Annotated in this window: 12 protein-coding genes; 5 read left to right on the forward strand and 7 right to left on the reverse strand. The window is 64.7% G+C overall.

The window, feature by feature from the left end; genetic code table 11:
* Positions 1 to 69 precede the first annotated feature (69 nt).
* The 7 genes from E1261_RS00270 to E1261_RS00300 all read right to left on the reverse strand — a co-directional run bounded on the left by E1261_RS00270 (position 70) and on the right by E1261_RS00300 (position 11,663).
* Positions 70 to 3,327 carry a hypothetical protein gene (locus E1261_RS00270; RefSeq protein ID WP_132399827.1) on the reverse strand — a complete coding sequence of 1,086 codons (3,258 nt, stop codon included), beginning with the start codon at positions 3,325 to 3,327 and terminating at the stop codon, positions 70 to 72.
* Positions 3,324 to 5,642, reverse strand: coding sequence for an RNA-binding protein (locus E1261_RS00275; protein ID WP_132399829.1), 2,319 nt, complete (start codon positions 5,640 to 5,642; stop codon positions 3,324 to 3,326). The genes E1261_RS00270 and E1261_RS00275 overlap by 4 nt, the downstream gene beginning before the upstream one ends.
* A gap of 47 nt (positions 5,643 to 5,689) precedes the next feature.
* Positions 5,690 to 6,571 carry a hypothetical protein gene (locus E1261_RS00280; protein ID WP_132399831.1) on the reverse strand — a complete coding sequence of 294 codons (882 nt, stop codon included), beginning with the start codon at positions 6,569 to 6,571 and terminating at the stop codon, positions 5,690 to 5,692.
* A gap of 49 nt (positions 6,572 to 6,620) precedes the next feature.
* A complete protein-coding gene (locus tag E1261_RS00285; protein WP_132399833.1) occupies positions 6,621 to 7,505 on the reverse strand; it encodes a hypothetical protein in 885 nt (294 codons plus the stop codon).
* Positions 7,506 to 7,537: 32 nt separating this feature from the next.
* Positions 7,538 to 9,964 carry a DNA topoisomerase gene (locus E1261_RS00290; RefSeq protein ID WP_132399835.1) on the reverse strand — a complete coding sequence of 809 codons (2,427 nt, stop codon included), beginning with the start codon at positions 9,962 to 9,964 and terminating at the stop codon, positions 7,538 to 7,540.
* Positions 9,965 to 10,158: 194 nt separating this feature from the next.
* On the reverse strand, positions 10,159 to 11,322 hold the full coding sequence (locus tag E1261_RS00295; protein WP_132399837.1) for a hypothetical protein: 1,164 nt from the start codon (positions 11,320 to 11,322) through the stop codon (positions 10,159 to 10,161).
* Positions 11,323 to 11,324: 2 nt separating this feature from the next.
* A complete protein-coding gene (locus tag E1261_RS00300) occupies positions 11,325 to 11,663 on the reverse strand; it encodes a hypothetical protein (RefSeq protein ID WP_020385236.1) in 339 nt (112 codons plus the stop codon).
* Between the two features lie 283 nt (positions 11,664 to 11,946).
* Here E1261_RS00300 and E1261_RS00305 point away from each other — a divergent pair, with 283 nt between their 5' ends.
* The 5 genes from E1261_RS00305 to E1261_RS00325 all read left to right on the forward strand — a co-directional run bounded on the left by E1261_RS00305 (position 11,947) and on the right by E1261_RS00325 (position 14,093).
* Entirely contained in the window at positions 11,947 to 12,213 is a 267-nt protein-coding gene (locus tag E1261_RS00305) for a hypothetical protein (protein ID WP_132399840.1), read from the forward strand.
* 47 nt (positions 12,214 to 12,260) lie between these two features.
* A complete protein-coding gene (locus E1261_RS00310) occupies positions 12,261 to 12,734 on the forward strand; it encodes a hypothetical protein (protein WP_132399843.1) in 474 nt (157 codons plus the stop codon).
* On the forward strand, positions 12,731 to 12,979 hold the full coding sequence (locus tag E1261_RS00315) for a hypothetical protein (RefSeq protein WP_132399846.1): 249 nt from the start codon (positions 12,731 to 12,733) through the stop codon (positions 12,977 to 12,979). The genes E1261_RS00310 and E1261_RS00315 overlap by 4 nt, the downstream gene beginning before the upstream one ends.
* 130 nt (positions 12,980 to 13,109) lie before the next feature.
* On the forward strand, positions 13,110 to 13,697 hold the full coding sequence (locus tag E1261_RS45830) for a hypothetical protein (protein WP_202874225.1): 588 nt from the start codon (positions 13,110 to 13,112) through the stop codon (positions 13,695 to 13,697).
* A gap of 147 nt (positions 13,698 to 13,844) precedes the next feature.
* A complete protein-coding gene (locus E1261_RS00325) occupies positions 13,845 to 14,093 on the forward strand; it encodes a hypothetical protein (protein WP_132399849.1) in 249 nt (82 codons plus the stop codon).
* Positions 14,094 to 14,284: the final 191 nt, after the last annotated feature.

Consider the following 14,284-nt stretch of genomic DNA (forward strand, 5'->3'; position numbering starts at 1 on the left):
ATCTGAGGGCAGCGGCCCCGAATAAGAAGAACCCCTTGGAGCTTTGAACTGCTCCAAGGGGTTCTTCAGTTACTCGCTCGACGAGTCCTGCCTCCTGCCCCGGCGCTTCGGTGCCTCCGGGGCGGGCCTCGCTGGCCGCGTCGACTTGTCTTGCTGGAGCGGCTGCGGTGCTGGTGCGGCTTCGCGGATACGGGGAGCTGAGTCGGGTTTCCTGATTTGCCGCGGGGATGTGCTAACAGGTGGGCTGGCTGAGCGCTCGATACGTGGTGCGCGTGTGGGACGGGGGATGCGCGGCGACTCGCCCTCGCTGGGCATCGTCGTTGCTTTGCTGTTGCTCGGACCAGAGCCGCGTGGAGGCATGATCGGGGGCCTGCCAGCGCCGTTCGGCCGGCCGTGGGCGTTGCCCGCCGAGCTGTCGCTACTTCCGCTGTTGGGCCTGCTGATTTTCTGACCTGTCGACGGACCGGTTTGGCCAGGGGACCTGCGATGACTCTGGTTATCTGGGCCGACGCCCAGATCTGTCAGGCCACCTTGGTGAGTGACGGTTTCGGCGAGGTCGCGGTCGTTCTGTGAGCGATTGCTGCGCGTGCATGGCTTGTTTTCGCTGGTCGCGATCGGTGAACCTGTGTCAGCCACGGATGAGTGGCTGTGGCCGGTCCTGCCGTTACCTGCACTGTCGGTGCCGTTGCGCGTATCAGCTCCACCGGCGATTCCGGTCCCTCTGGAACCGTCCGCATCTGACCCAGCTGGCAGCTCGCGGCCGGAAGCAGGTCCGCCGCGGCCGCCTGGGCCTCTGTGGCCAATGGGGCTGCCTGCGGGTCCGCCGTCGCAGGGTGGGAGCATCGGTCCGGGTGAGCGGTTCTCGAGTTCGCCTGGAGCGCCGCCAGTGAGCTCGCCCTGCTGCTTGCCTGTTAGCGACAGGCCAGCATTGGTCCCGCCGGCGTTCGTGGTCGCTGTACCGGGCTGGCCGGTGCTCGTGGGTCTACTAGGGCCCGTCTTGGGTGGCTTGCCGCCCAGTTTGCCCATCATGCCGGAGGCCGCGGCCATGCCTGCCCCCGCGCCCAGGCCGTTGGCGATCGCGGGCATCAGACCGCCGTTGGTCTGCTTGGGCGGGGTGGTCGTGTCCAGGAACTTGTCGACCAGTTTGGTTACGGCCTCGTCGAGTGCCTTGAGGACCGTCTTGCGTACCCGCAAGAGGGTGAATGTCACCCCGATGATGAGGATGATCGACACGATCGTCATCACGACCACGGCGATCGAGCCGAGTACCGGGTTGCTGAAGATGTTCGCGAAACCGCGGCCTGAGCTGGTCGGGTTGCTGCTGACCAGCTTCGCGATCGGGCCCTCGATGATTTGCGGCAGCGACACCAGGAGCTCCGAGACGAACTGGTAGAGGAACAGTGTGACCAGCACTTCGAGGATCATGGCAATCGAGTAGATGACGACCTTGGCGATGCCGGCCATCACACCCAGGGTGGCGAAAGGAACTGCCGCGACGGTGCCGAAGGTCCGGCGCAGAGCACCGGTGAGCATTCCGACGCCGTAGAAGATTCCGATGAGTGTGATCGAACTCAGGAGGGTGAAGGTGTTGGCCCAGTACATGAACGAAGCCGGTCCGCTGCCGACCTGAGCCACCGAAGAGTGGAACGAACGCGTGAAACCCGAGGTCACCTTGTTGGACGAGAAGATCGTCATCGAGTCCGTGTTGAACTCGGTGTTCAGGTAGTTGTAGGCGCTGAGCGGGGACAAGTTGCAGTCGGCCGGTTTACCGTCGGTGTTCGGCTCGACGACAGTGAAGCCGCACTTGGTGTTGCCACTGGTCGAGGTGAACTCTGTGCTTGCGCCGTCGGTTCTGGCTGTCAGGCCGGATCCGCTCGTCGCGAGTAGCGGGTGCTCGTTCGGAGGCACTGGCTTGTTGCCGTCGCCGAAGTCCTGGGAGTCCTTGTAGCTCTTGCCGAGGAACCAGTCCTTCTTCAAGTCCCAGTCCACATCCTTCGGGTCGATCGCGGTCACCGCCCCCTGGATGTTTGATTCGAAGTCCGATGAGTTCACCGTCTGGCCCTGGAGGTAGCGGCCGAGCATGCCCAGTGTGGCGAACACGGTGTTCTTGTCGGTGTCGTTGTCCTTCAGCCGCGGGGTGCTGTTGGCCCAGGCGCTACCGGCGTCGCTGATCTTCTCGCCTGCGCTGATTCCGGGGAACTGCCCGGTCTGTGCGTTGATCGCGAGTGCGGAGTTCCGGGCCGAGAACACCGAGACGGGTTGGGCGTGCCCGGTGCTTGCGTCCCAGGTGATCGAGGCGTTCGCCGGCACCTGGAGGCGGTTCGTGTTCATCCACGCGTCGAAGTCGACGTAGGTGGAGAGCACGACTTTGGTCGGGCCTGAGCTCTGTGAGAGCAGGGAGTCGTCGAACTGGTTGAGGATCGAGGTGTACATCCCGCCGATGAGAGGGAGCCCGACGCCGATGAAGACGATGCGTACGGCAACCTTCTTGATGGCGCTGCCGCGCTCCATCTTCTTGAAGAAGACCAACCCGAGTAGCAGGAAGCCGATGAAGAGCGGCACCAGCACTCCCCACGACAGCGACACGAGTGTGCCGTACCACTGGGACACGAAGCTCGACAGGCCCGAGAGAGCTTCCGGTGTCGTGTTGACGCCTGACGATGTGGTCACCATGCCGTCGGCCCACGTCTTGTACGCCGGGGACACTGCCGCGATGCCGTCATGGAACCAGAGGAAAGGGTTCAGGAGCTTCAGGATCTGGATGAAGATCCAGAACAGCAACGAGACCCCCATGGCCAGTGCGTAGACCAGCCAGATCAGCGAGCCGCCGACCGCGTGGATCATCGGGTCGAAACCCGCGGACGACATCATGCCGTCGAAGCCGAGGTCGTGTGCGGCTGCTCCGAAGTGGGCGTAGTCCTTCATGCCGGAGGCTTGTGCGCTGTCGAGCGCGTCGTACTTGATCGTCTGTGACGAGCCCGAGATGGTCGAGAACAGCCATTTCACGAAGCCGTCGTCATCGGCGTAACCGAGCATCGAGCCGGCCTGGGCGGGACTGGCGACAACGGTCTTCCAGGAGTCGCCAACCCCTTTCCCGCCGTTCTCAGGGGCGCTCTTCTCACTGAAGTACACGCTTGCGTTCGACGCGAGGTGGTAGAGGCTGTAGTCCTTCTGATCCTTGTTGCTCGGGTCGTCGGCGTACGCCAGCGGCGCTACCGCGAGCACGATGAGCGACGCGAGCAGAGCCGCGAGCAGTCCGCCTGCGACGGTCCGCATCCAGGACGGCAGCCGCATGACGGATGCCGTCGGCGTGCTGTGTCGAGTCATGGCGCTCTCCGGTCTGGTTGTCTCGTCATCGAGGTCTGCGTGTTCTGCAACCCTGGATCGCAGGGATGGGCCGTCGGCTGCGATCCGGCACCGAGGAACTTCTTCCGCAGCTGCGCTGGCGGCGCACCGTCCTTCGGGGCCGTCGTGTCCTTCCCCGAGTCGTTGCCGCCGCCCGCTTGGGTGATGTTGGCGCCCGGGACCGGTTTGTCGGTCATGACGGCGTCGAATCTGGCGGCGTCCGCGGCTTGTCGCGCGGCGCGCTGCATCGTGCGGCGCTGCTTCTCGCGGTTCGGATTGATGCCCAGCGCCAGGTCCAGGTGGAACACGACGTTGGAGACCCCACGCCGCAGGTAGCTCAGGTTCTCGCCCTTGCGGGTGATGAGCTGGGCCAGGTCGGGTGGGATCCGCTGGTGCAGCAGTTCCTGGTAGTCGGCCACGGTTTTGTCCCGCATCGAGCCGAAGATCGTGTAGTCGGCGGCGTCGAACTTGTTGAACTTCACGCCGGCGAGCATCTTTTCGATGTCGTTGTAGCTGAACACGACCCGGCCGCCGCGCTGGTAGAGCTGCTTGAGCTGCATCTCGATGTACCCCGTGACGCGGTCGTCGATGTTCTCGGCGCCGTGGATCACGACTGTGTCACCGCGCTCGAGTTTGCCGACCGCGAATCCGACGATGTTGACGAGCTGCGCCATCGCGACACCGCGGCCGCGACGCAGGAGCTTCGAGAAGTCGTAGATCACGCGCTTGGCGTTGCGGATGCCGTCGACCGCGGCGGCTGTGTGGTTGTTGAACAGGTCACCGTTGTTGTCGAGCAGGTTCTTCGCGACGCTCTTGAGTACGTTGTACGCGCGCAGCTGGTCGGGGTCGTTCTTGTCGGAGTTCAGCAGGGCCTTGTGCTCGGTGTCCAGGTAGGAGACGAACATCTGCAGGCGCGGCACCTGCTCGTGTGGAATGCCCACGACGCGCAGGCGATGCCGCTGGGCCTTGGCATTTCGCACCCACATGCGCTGGTCGACGTAGAACTGTGTCGCTGTCTTCTCCAGTTCGTTGCGGATGATCGACCCGACACCGCCATCGGCAGACTCGTAGAGCTGCTCGAACATCAGCGCGAGCTTCTGCATCTGCGCCGCGAAGACCGGCAGTTCGTCAGCCTCTTCACCGAACATCTCGAACATGTTCACGTCACCTGTGTTCAGGTCGACGCGAGACGTCAGGGCGTCGAAGCGTGGCCCCAGCCTGTCCAGTTCCGCGCCGTCGAGGACCAGGTGCACCACGCGGCCGTTGTTCAGCAGGCACGACTGGGACAGCTTCGAGCACCACAGGTCGGAGATCTGTGCGCGGTTCAGATAGTCCGAGGTCGCACCGTCGGCGATGACTACGTGGTGGTCGTAGTCGTTGGAATCGAAGAGCACCGCCGAGTTGTTCACGTCGCCGACCATGTAGCCGACGTACTCGCCGCTGCGGTCGTTGAGGCCGTTCGTGACGAGCGAGTATGAGCCGGCGAACTCCGTGGAGGTGAAGTGGAATCCGCGGCCGCGCTTCTTGTCGTTCTTCTTCAGCAGCCCTGACAGCTCCTGGCGCTGCTCGCCGGCGTACGCCGCGGCCTTGAGCGTCCCGAAACGGTCGATGTAGAGCCGCGAGATCCGATCGATGCTGTCTTCCAGGATTGCCAGGTCTGGGGCTTTGAGCAGCAGCCTGTTCTGCACCGACAGGTACGCCGCCCCGTTCTGGATCTCGCTGATCGTGGCCTCGAGGTCGCCGGCGACCTTCCTCGCCTTGAGCTTCGAGGACGTCGTACCGCCGTCGACCAGCTCGCCCGCCTCGAGGTTGTCGAGCTTCTCGGACTGCTTCGTGTACTGGTCGATCCACTTGTCGGTCATCCGTGCGACCTGTTCGTGTACGACCGCGGTCACCCGTTCGTCGAGGCCATCGGGAATGCGCCCGATGCCCCAGAACGGGCCGAAGCTGTCGTGGGCGGCCATGTCGTGGAAGAACGCCAGGACGCAGCCGACCGAGGCGTCGACCTGGAAGTAGTCCGACCGGAAGAGGTACTTCTCCTTGGGCTTCAGCGCGAGCAGGTGTGGGTACGACTCGAACTTTCCCTCGAGACGCTTCGCCTCCTGGCGGCGTCGCCACCAGCCGAGCCTGGCCTCCGAGGGTGTTTGGTCGGCGATTCCGCCGGCCGGATCCTGCCCGCTTGCCACGGATACGGCAGTTGCCGGCGCGTCGGACGAGAATTTGTCGGTGAGCTCGGGACGCGCTTCATCCTTGTTCGGGGTCCCGAGTGAGGTTCGAAGCTTGGTGAGCAGTGCCATCGTCTCGTCTTCTCCTGCGTACGTGCAGGGGTTGCAGTGCTGTCGGGTCAGCCCAGAAGGCTTTCGGTGGTGCCCTGGTAGAGGATCCGGAGCATCTGGTGGGACTCGTCGCGGCCGAGCATCGTGACCTCCTTGATCATGAGAGAGGAACCCTCGACCTCGGCTTGCAGGACCAGGTGTCCCTGGCGCAGCGCGTCGGCGCTCTTGCCCTTGAGCAGGACGTATTGATGGATGGAGGTGAACTTGCCACCCACATGGCCGGTGAGGATGTCGTACTGCTCGTTCTGCAGCTCCAGGAGATCCGGGTCCCGTACCTGGAGAGCCTGATTGCGGCGTTCCAGGTTGGCCACCTGGTGGTAGATCCGCTGTGGCTCCTTCGTGGTGATAAAGACGTGCTCGCAACTGGTCGGCACTTTCCGCCAGAACGAATCGACGCGATCCAGGATCGAGGTCTGGTCCTCGTCGAAGAGCAGGTAGCTCGCCGAACCGACCACGAGGTACACCTGGCCGAGGCTGCCATCGGAGAAGGTGATCGTGCCGTTCTCGGTCACGTCGTCAACACCGACGATCGAGTAGAAGCCGCTTGGATCAGCACTGCGCCGCGTGAGCACCAGCCGGGCCTTCCTCGGCAGGTACGCCAGCAGTGCCGGCACGGTCATGAAGCGCAGTTCTCTGGTCCTGGTCAGGCCGCCGAGGTAGAACACGGTGATGAGCGACCAGACGACGAACAGCACGATGAGCGCCGGTCCGGCCGACTTGATGAACGTCGTTGTTGCCGCCCACAGAGTGACGAGGACGCCGCCGCCCAGGAACAGGATCTGCTTCATGGGAGACGGCGGGACTTGCCAGCCGCCGACGCTGAACGAGATCTCGTGGTCGAGGAAGGACCTGTTCAGCGGTGCTGGGATCTTGTAGGAGTGGCGGGCCATAGTTGCTGTCCTTACTGCCGGGTCATCGGGCCAGGGGAGTGCTCGGCTGTCACGGTGCCTCGAGGAGGGGGACAGGACCGCGCAGGTCGAGGACCGCGAAGCATCCAGGTGTCCGCTCGCGGTCGAGGATTTCCTGGCGGACGGGGACTGGCTGAGTCGCACCGTCTGCCGTTCCGCGCCGAAGGATCGTGCGCTCGGAGTGGCGCAGGTGATAGCGGCCGCTGACGGTGAGCGTTTCCTTGCCCGGGTCAAGCACCGAGAGCACGCGTTCGGTGTGTTCGCGCTGCGCTGTTCGCGCGTACGTCAGGTCGCTCGGGTCCCAGCCCGCGCCGTCGCCCAGGTAGGCGAGCAGCCCCGGAGTGGCCAGAGCCTCATGCGCGAGCACGACGTCAGGACCGGTCGGCGACGACAACAGTCCCTGCGCCTGCGCATCAGTCGTGAGCTCCGCGGGCCACCAGTTCCTGCCCGGCACACGCAGGCTGCGGTCGAGGCTGGCTGCTCCCGACAGCCAGCCGATCGCGTGGACGGGATCGGCGAGGCCGCCGTTGCCTGCGAGGACCACGCCGGAGCGGGGCAACAGATCGATATGGGAGAAGATCTGAACGGCGCCGTTGGCGTCACGGGGGAGAGCGTCGATCAGGTCGTAGTTCTCGAGGCTGCCGAGCACCACGTAGAGCCGGAGCCCCAACTTGGCCAGCGTGCTGTTGAGCTCGTCGAGGGCGCGTGACTCGGCGCGGGTGCCGCTCCAGATCAGCCCGAAGTTGCCGAGCTGTACCAGCGAAGTGCACCCGCGCTGAGCCAGAATCGCCGCGGCTCCCCGCAGAAAACCGGCGTCGCCGTGCGCGTCGCCGATCAGCCCGACGAGTCCGCCCAGGACAGGGGCCGATGCCAGCTGCGCAGGGGCTACAGCCCTCGAAGGATGAACGGTGGTCATCAAGGAAGTCCTTTCGGTTGCTGCCGCGGAGTTCATGCGAAGGCCGGCACGATCTTTTTTCTGCCGTCCTCGTTCTTCCAGGTGAGGTCCGCGTCGAACTTCCTGCCTCTGGCCGAGGTCAGGCCCTTCACGTGGATGCTCGTTCCGCTGGCCAGCGCGGTGCGCTCGTCGTCGGTGAAGACGTGCTGGCACCAACTCGTCGGCGGGAGCGAGGTGTCGAAGTCGGGGACGATCTTCTTGCCTTCGCCGGGCTTGTCTTCCTTGAACCAGACCTTGCACTGGAAGGCGTTGCCCTGCTTGCTGAGGAAGTCGCCGGCCTCGACCGATCCACCGGCCGCGAGCTGTTTGAGCTCGGTGGGTGTGAACACGTGGGAGCACCACTCCTTGGGTGGCTGGGCAGCGCCGCTGGCGTCGCGGCGGCCGAGGCCGAGCTTGCTGAAGCCGACAAACTTGTTGCCTTTGAACGTCTGTTCGGCCAGCTCGCCGAACACGTCGTAGGTCTTGCCCTGCTGGCTCCTGGCCTCGAACTCGATTGTCTCGGCGGCCAGCAACTGCTGTACTTCCTGGTCGCTGAACCGGTGGCCACCCCACGCACGGGCAAATGTCACTGACTGGCCGGTCTTCGCCCAGGTACCAGCCGCACGCTCCTTGTGCGTGACTGCGGTGCCTTGCGGTCCGAGTTTTGCCTCGATTGCCGCGGCATTCTTCTCCATCTGCGCGATGTCCTCGCGCACCCAGTCCGCGACGACGGCGAGGCGTTCCTCGGCGGTCGCGGATCCGGCGGCGATGTCGCGCATGTCGGCATAGATCTTCTCTGTGAGATCCAGGCTGCCGATCCGTGTGCCGGGCAGCAGTAGCCAGCTCAGCTGGCCCGCGTCGGCGAGGGTGAGCTTGCGGCCGCGCTCCACGAGCAGTGGGTACTTCACGCTCGTAGAAGTCACCTCGCTGTAGGTCGAGGTCCGCGTTGCGCCTGTGCCGACGTCGCGCTTCTCGAGCTGCTTCATGAGCCACTTCATGCTCGGGTGCTCGGGGCGCTTGTTCGCGCCTTCGAAGACGAACGGATCGGCGTTGCGGCCGAGTCCCTTGCTGGTCTCAGTCGCCACCGGGTCTGCCGTAGCGGAGTTGTCTGCAGGATTGTCACCGGAGTCCGGGTCGAACACAGCCTTCCAGCCTGCGCTCTTGGGTACGTTCGCGATCCCGACGAACTCCGGGTAGCGCTGTACGTGGCCCTTCTGCTGCTCGTAGACGTAGTCCTCGGCCAGCATGGCCAGGTAATTCTTGGCCAGGGTCTCGTAGATGAGGCGGCCGGTCTGGCCGAACCGTTGCGCGACCTCGTCCAGCGATGCGGGCACCTTCGGTCCCGGCCGGTTCGCACCGTGCGCGCCTTGCGGTTTGACGTGTGTTCGGCGTGGCTTGCGGTGCGTCAATAGAGCAATGTCGACACCGGCGACCGCGGCGATGCTGTCGGCGAGTGGCGCGAGCTCGTTGAACTGCTCCGGCGTGATGGTTTTGTCCTCGGTGCGCGGGTAGCTGACCACCTGTGCCTCGTACATCTTCTGGTACGTCTCGAGGACGAGTTTGGCCCTCACACCCTTGCCCACCAGCATCGACGACAGCGCCGCGAGGTCGAGCAGCCGCGGCGGCGCGGTCTGCTTCGGCACCGTGGCGTCGAGCACGACCGGCGATGCCGAGTACCGCTGCGGTACCTGAGCCAACTGCGCGAATCGCGGCTCGTTCGGGTTCGTGTACATGACGTCGTTCTCGTCGCGGAAACGGTTCTGGAAGAACGGCTGCTTGACGTAGTCGCTGTACGCCTTCAGCTGGTCTCCGACCAGCTTGACCATCGCGGACTTCAGCCGGCCCTGCCGCAGCACCGTGTCCCGGCCGCGGGAGCGCGCGATGCTGGTTGCGCAACGGGTCCACTGCATCGACAGGAAGTCGAACTTGGAGCGGTAGATCGCCTTGGCGTACTCGTCGAAGTGCTGCAGCGAAGCGATCGCCTTACGCGACGAGAACGCCTTCTGCAGCGACACCGGTGCCTCGTCGGTGAAATACATGCGCGACCACGACTTCGGCCGCAGCCCCAGCTCAAGGAACGCATTCACGGCAATCATGCCGCCCTCACCCGTCGGGTCCACATCGGTCGCGATCACGATCTCGTCGCAGCCGGCCAGCGTCTGCTTCACCTCCTGCGCCACCTTGGCGGCGCCCTTGATGAGCTCCAGATCCCAGGTGAGGTCGCGCGGGTCCCAGGGAAGATTCGCCAGGTCCCACTGGTGATACCTGCCTGCCAGAGCGGGATCGGACACCATCTGGTGCGGGTCAACGAACTCATACAGGTGCCCACGCGCGTGGGCGATGACGAACCGCTCGCCGTTGTAGCTGCCGCTCTTGCCTCCCAGTGCTGCCGCGAAGTGGCGCGCGGCCGACGGCTTCTCGGTCAGGATCCCCACAGTCATATCGACTCCACCTCAGATGTCTCCATCGCGGACACCGTGCAGCCTATCCTGATAGTCATTAGATAGTCTATTGAATGACTATCTGAATGGGGGGAGTGATGAGGTGAGGACGTGGATAGGTCGCGACTACTGCGATCGCACCTTCCTGGCACCGGATGCTGATGGCGTGCTGGAGGCGGGCTGTGGCTACGTGCTTACCGGATCGGCCTTCCGTCCCGGTCGTCCTCGAACTTGCTGCGTTTCCGCGTCTCATCCCGGGCTCGGTCGCGAATATAGATCGCGTCCTGGTGCGTGATCGGCGCGTCATGGATGTTGTGCGAACCGCGCAGGAAGTTCACGGTGCGATCGGCGATCGAGTATGCCACCGATTGCTCGATGACAGCGCTGGTCCGCTGAATGGCTGTCGCCATCGCGTGCAGACGCTCCAGCTGGGTGGTGTGCTGGTGCTCCAGTTGCTCGAGGGTATCGATGCGCCCGGCAATCGAACCGAGCAACGGGTCCTGTGAGCGGAACAGCTCGACGGCCGCTTGCGTCGCCGGGTCTGTCTCCATGCGCACGTCCAGCTGGGCCAGCAAGAAAGCCGTCACCAGCGCGCCCTGGCTCAGCCGCCGGCTGAACGCCTCGGCCACCTTGTCGCTGACACCTCGCTCGCGTATGGCCGCGGAGCGAAGCTGCAGGCGCAGCGCATCCACGAGCGGGCGAGGCAGGTTTCGCACCATGGGCTGGCTCGCCAGGCCGATGATCCGGAAACCTGACTCCGGCAGGGATTCGGCAGTACCGCTGCCGCCGCCCCTTGTTCCGGTTGCCGCCTGGATCGCGTCCTGCTGGTCGGTCTTGCGGTGCGCTGACATCGCGGACTCGGCCAGTTGATCGAGGTTCCGCTCGTCCTCGGCGTCCAGTACCGCATCGAGCTCCTGAGGTGCTCCGATCTCCGGCCGTGGACCACTCGTATCTGTGCCATCCGATCGGGGAGACGTCGCTGCTGGTTGCTGTGGGTCCGGTAGGGGTGCCGATGTACCGCCGCTGCCCGACGAGCTGCTGCGGCGCGGGCTACCGCCGTGGTTCGTCGGACTGCCCGCGCCCACTGCCTCAAGCCCATCGTGCGCCGCTCTCTCGGGGGCGGGCTTGTCGGCCACCGGCTCGGACGCCGGGGGGCCGGCTGCCTGCCCAGCAAGAGTGGCATCTTCAATCGGTGGTTCGGCAACGTCGAAGGTCGGCTCGTCGTATGCGGCTCCCTCGGCCGGCGGAGGGGTTCCCGCGCCGGTCCGCCGGAACTCGTCGAGGAAGGATGTGTCGACCTCCATGGAGTCGTTGGCCTTCGCGTCATCGAGCAGGTCCTGAAAACTGCTGCCACCCATGATCACAACTCCCCGTCCTCGGCATCGAGCAGATAGTTGTCGCCTCGAGTGAGGCCGATGAGGGAGTCGAAGCCCTGTGTGACAACCCGCTCGAGGTTCGCGCTGTTCGTCGACAAGGCCTTGACCTCGTCGACCAGCTGATTGAGTCGGGCGATCTCAAGGGTCGGCAGGTCGTAGTCCAGGTTCTCGCGCCGGATCTTCTCGTCGACAGCCTCGGCCATGTACTCGTTGACCGACGTGTATCCGCGACGCTGGGCCCAGTACTCCGCCCGCTGCTTGACGTCCGGATGGAGGCGCACGACCGCGCGCTCCCGGCGATCCTGGTTGACGACTGCCGACATGCCGAACCTCCCCGGTGAGCATCCACGTCCTTTATGAATACATCATACTAAGCCATTTAGATACTCATGTAATGTCTATCTAATGGTTCATTGGATCTGTGGGTGGGCTCGGGCTAGTGAGATCGACAGAGTCGATCCGGGATCTCAGCGAAGAAGAAGCCTGGTTGGTTGCAGGGCGCCCGGTTGAGTCCGGGTGCCGGAACCCGCAGCACGAAGCGTGCGCAGGGCCTCCAATGACCACTGCAGGTCTCATCCATCGACACGACATTGAGGACCACCTGCCATGCCCACAAAGACCATGAACCGAATCGACGCCGGCCTGATCACCCTGAACCTTCCGGTGAGCTCCGATGGAACCTGGTACCAGATCCCGTTCAAAGGTGAGAGCGCCACGTACGTCGACCGCCAGGCAGCCGCATACGTCATCGCGTACCGAGACCGGGTGGACATCGCCATCGACGAGAACACCGACTGGTCACGATTCCCGACAACCTTCGACGCCCTGTGCGCCAACGTGCCTGTCTACGCAGTGGAGTACGCGCAGGCCTGATCCACGTACTCGCCCACCCATGTCCCGAAGCGGGAGCACCGATCACCATGTCATTCCTCGAACGCATCGGCTACCTCGAGACCGAGGGACAGGAGCGGGCGCGACTCGCCCAGTCTCCCGATGGCTCAACCAACCACTACCTGTCCACGCTGCCGATCACCCTTGCTGACTGGCCCCAGGACTTGCTCGTCGAGCTGCCCTGGAAGCCGCCGCGCACCACCGAAGCGCACCGTGTAGTCGTTGTACCCCTCGACTACCGGCCGGACTCGCATCCTGATCGCGTGGACAAGGAGCCGTTGCCGCGCAAGCGCAACAGCGGTGCGTGGAGCTGTGCTGTGGTCTCGTCCGACCATCCGAGCTATCCGGTCGGCGGCTATCGCATCGTCGTGTCAGCCGCCGAGATCGCGCGCGGCCGCAGGGTCGACCTCGCCGGCATCCTGGCCAGTCCGAAACCGACCCCAGCGATGACCACGTGCAAAAGCACGGCTGTGCGATCTAACGGAGGTGGGACGCCGTCATGAGTACCGCTACTTTCACCGACAAGCTCGGCGCCACCGGCCGCACCGGAGACCAGGTGATCGTGCCGATCTGCAACGACGACGGGCTGCCTCAGCTCGCGATCGCCGAGGTGGTCGAAGTCGCCGTGCGGGAGCCCAATCCATTCGCTTCCGAACTGAGCGTGCGCACGCGCGCCGGCGACGACGAAAGCTGCGTCTACGAACCCGACGAGATCGTCATTCTCGCTGCGGCCGGCCCCGCGCAATGAGTGACGGCTATCGGTCCGGCGGCGAGACACGCCAGCTCGCTGACAACGACTTCTCGATGACGTGCATGAGGAGCACCTGCAACACCATCCCTGTGCTGCCCTGCGTGGTGGCCGCGAAGACAGGAGAGCCGTGATCTTCCGTAACATCGCACGAATCCTCGCCGTCGTACTGATCGGCGCCGGCGCACTGGTGGCCTGTAGCGACGATCAGCGGGCCTGTGCCGCCACCGCAGGTAGCCCGTCGAAGCCGAGCCCGCCGAGGCCGGGATCCCAGCGCACCTCGTCGAAGGTGCAAGACCGGCCGATGAGGACCTCTGGCTCGAAACCGGGCAGCAGCAAAGAGACGACAACGAACCTGTACTGGCGCACGTCGACCAAGCCCAGCACCTGGGGCGGCTACAACACCGGCGGGCGAAACTGGTCGCAGCCGTACCGGAAGAACATGCCGCTCGCACCTCAGCCGGTAATCGTGAACTACTACGGCCGCGACTACCGCAGCTATCCAAGCTATCCCGGCTATTACACAGTCGGGGTATGGCCCGAAGGATACGGCGCCCGGTACGGCTGCGTGGCTGACCGCGAGAGTACTCCGGAGCCGACCGGCACACCGACGCCGTCCCCGACAGCAACCGCAACCACCACCGTCGAGCCGACCACGACTCCCACCGCCTCCGCGACTCGCAGCGGAACGGCGACTCCGAGCGGCACTGCTCGCTAGGCGGTGCCCGCCACCTGGGCCTGCATCCCGCTGCAGGACTCCCAGGCCAGGGCATGCAAACCGCCGCCCCGTCTCGACGAGCGCGATGCAAGCACAGCCGCAGCAGACGCCCCTCGTCCACCCCTCCACGCAGACAGGAACCGTTCAATGCGGATCTATCACGGCACAGCGGTAGATGGCGACGCGCCGATCACCAGCATGGTGGCAATCGCCAAGGATGAGGTGACAGCGCGTCGGGTGATGCACGAGTACGAGGCAGACGTTCACACGGACGACCCGCGCCTGGACGACGAGTTCTGGCTCAGTCCGGAGCGGACCCACATTCAGTTCCTCGGCGAGGCTGCACCGTACCTCGCAGCAGGAACCGTGTTGTGTCCCGTGCCGGGCGCCATCTAGTCGTGGACGAGATATTCAGCCCGCCTCCAGCGGACAGGCAGGGAAAGGCCGCTGGTAGTCGATCCGACCGCCGTCTCGTTCTGGGACGATCATGCGGCCCACGTATCGCTGCAGAAGACTGACGAAGTACGAAGGCACACCAGCTACGCGTGCTCCCCCGAACGACCCACCCAAGCGCACAAGGAGACCCC

Source organism: Kribbella albertanoniae (genome assembly GCF_004348455.1).
Lineage (GTDB): Bacteria > Actinomycetota > Actinomycetes > Propionibacteriales > Kribbellaceae > Kribbella > Kribbella albertanoniae.

Coding starts and splice junctions, on each gene's coding strand:
- E1261_RS00310 (WP_132399843.1), top strand. CDS start 12,261: ATGTCATTCCTCGAACGCATCGGCTACCTCGAGACCGAGGGACAGGAG.
- E1261_RS00280 (WP_132399831.1), bottom strand. CDS start 6,571: ATGGCCCGCCACTCCTACAAGATCCCAGCACCGCTGAACAGGTCCTTC.
- E1261_RS00315 (WP_132399846.1), top strand. CDS start 12,731: ATGAGTACCGCTACTTTCACCGACAAGCTCGGCGCCACCGGCCGCACC.
- E1261_RS00290 (WP_132399835.1), bottom strand. CDS start 9,964: ATGACTGTGGGGATCCTGACCGAGAAGCCGTCGGCCGCGCGCCACTTC.
- E1261_RS00295 (WP_132399837.1), bottom strand. CDS start 11,322: ATGGGTGGCAGCAGTTTTCAGGACCTGCTCGATGACGCGAAGGCCAAC.
- E1261_RS00275 (WP_132399829.1), bottom strand. CDS start 5,642: ATGGCACTGCTCACCAAGCTTCGAACCTCACTCGGGACCCCGAACAAG.
- E1261_RS00305 (WP_132399840.1), top strand. CDS start 11,947: ATGCCCACAAAGACCATGAACCGAATCGACGCCGGCCTGATCACCCTG.
- E1261_RS00270 (WP_132399827.1), bottom strand. CDS start 3,327: ATGACTCGACACAGCACGCCGACGGCATCCGTCATGCGGCTGCCGTCC.
- E1261_RS00325 (WP_132399849.1), top strand. CDS start 13,845: ATGCGGATCTATCACGGCACAGCGGTAGATGGCGACGCGCCGATCACC.
- E1261_RS00285 (WP_132399833.1), bottom strand. CDS start 7,505: ATGACCACCGTTCATCCTTCGAGGGCTGTAGCCCCTGCGCAGCTGGCA.
- E1261_RS00300 (WP_020385236.1), bottom strand. CDS start 11,663: ATGTCGGCAGTCGTCAACCAGGATCGCCGGGAGCGCGCGGTCGTGCGC.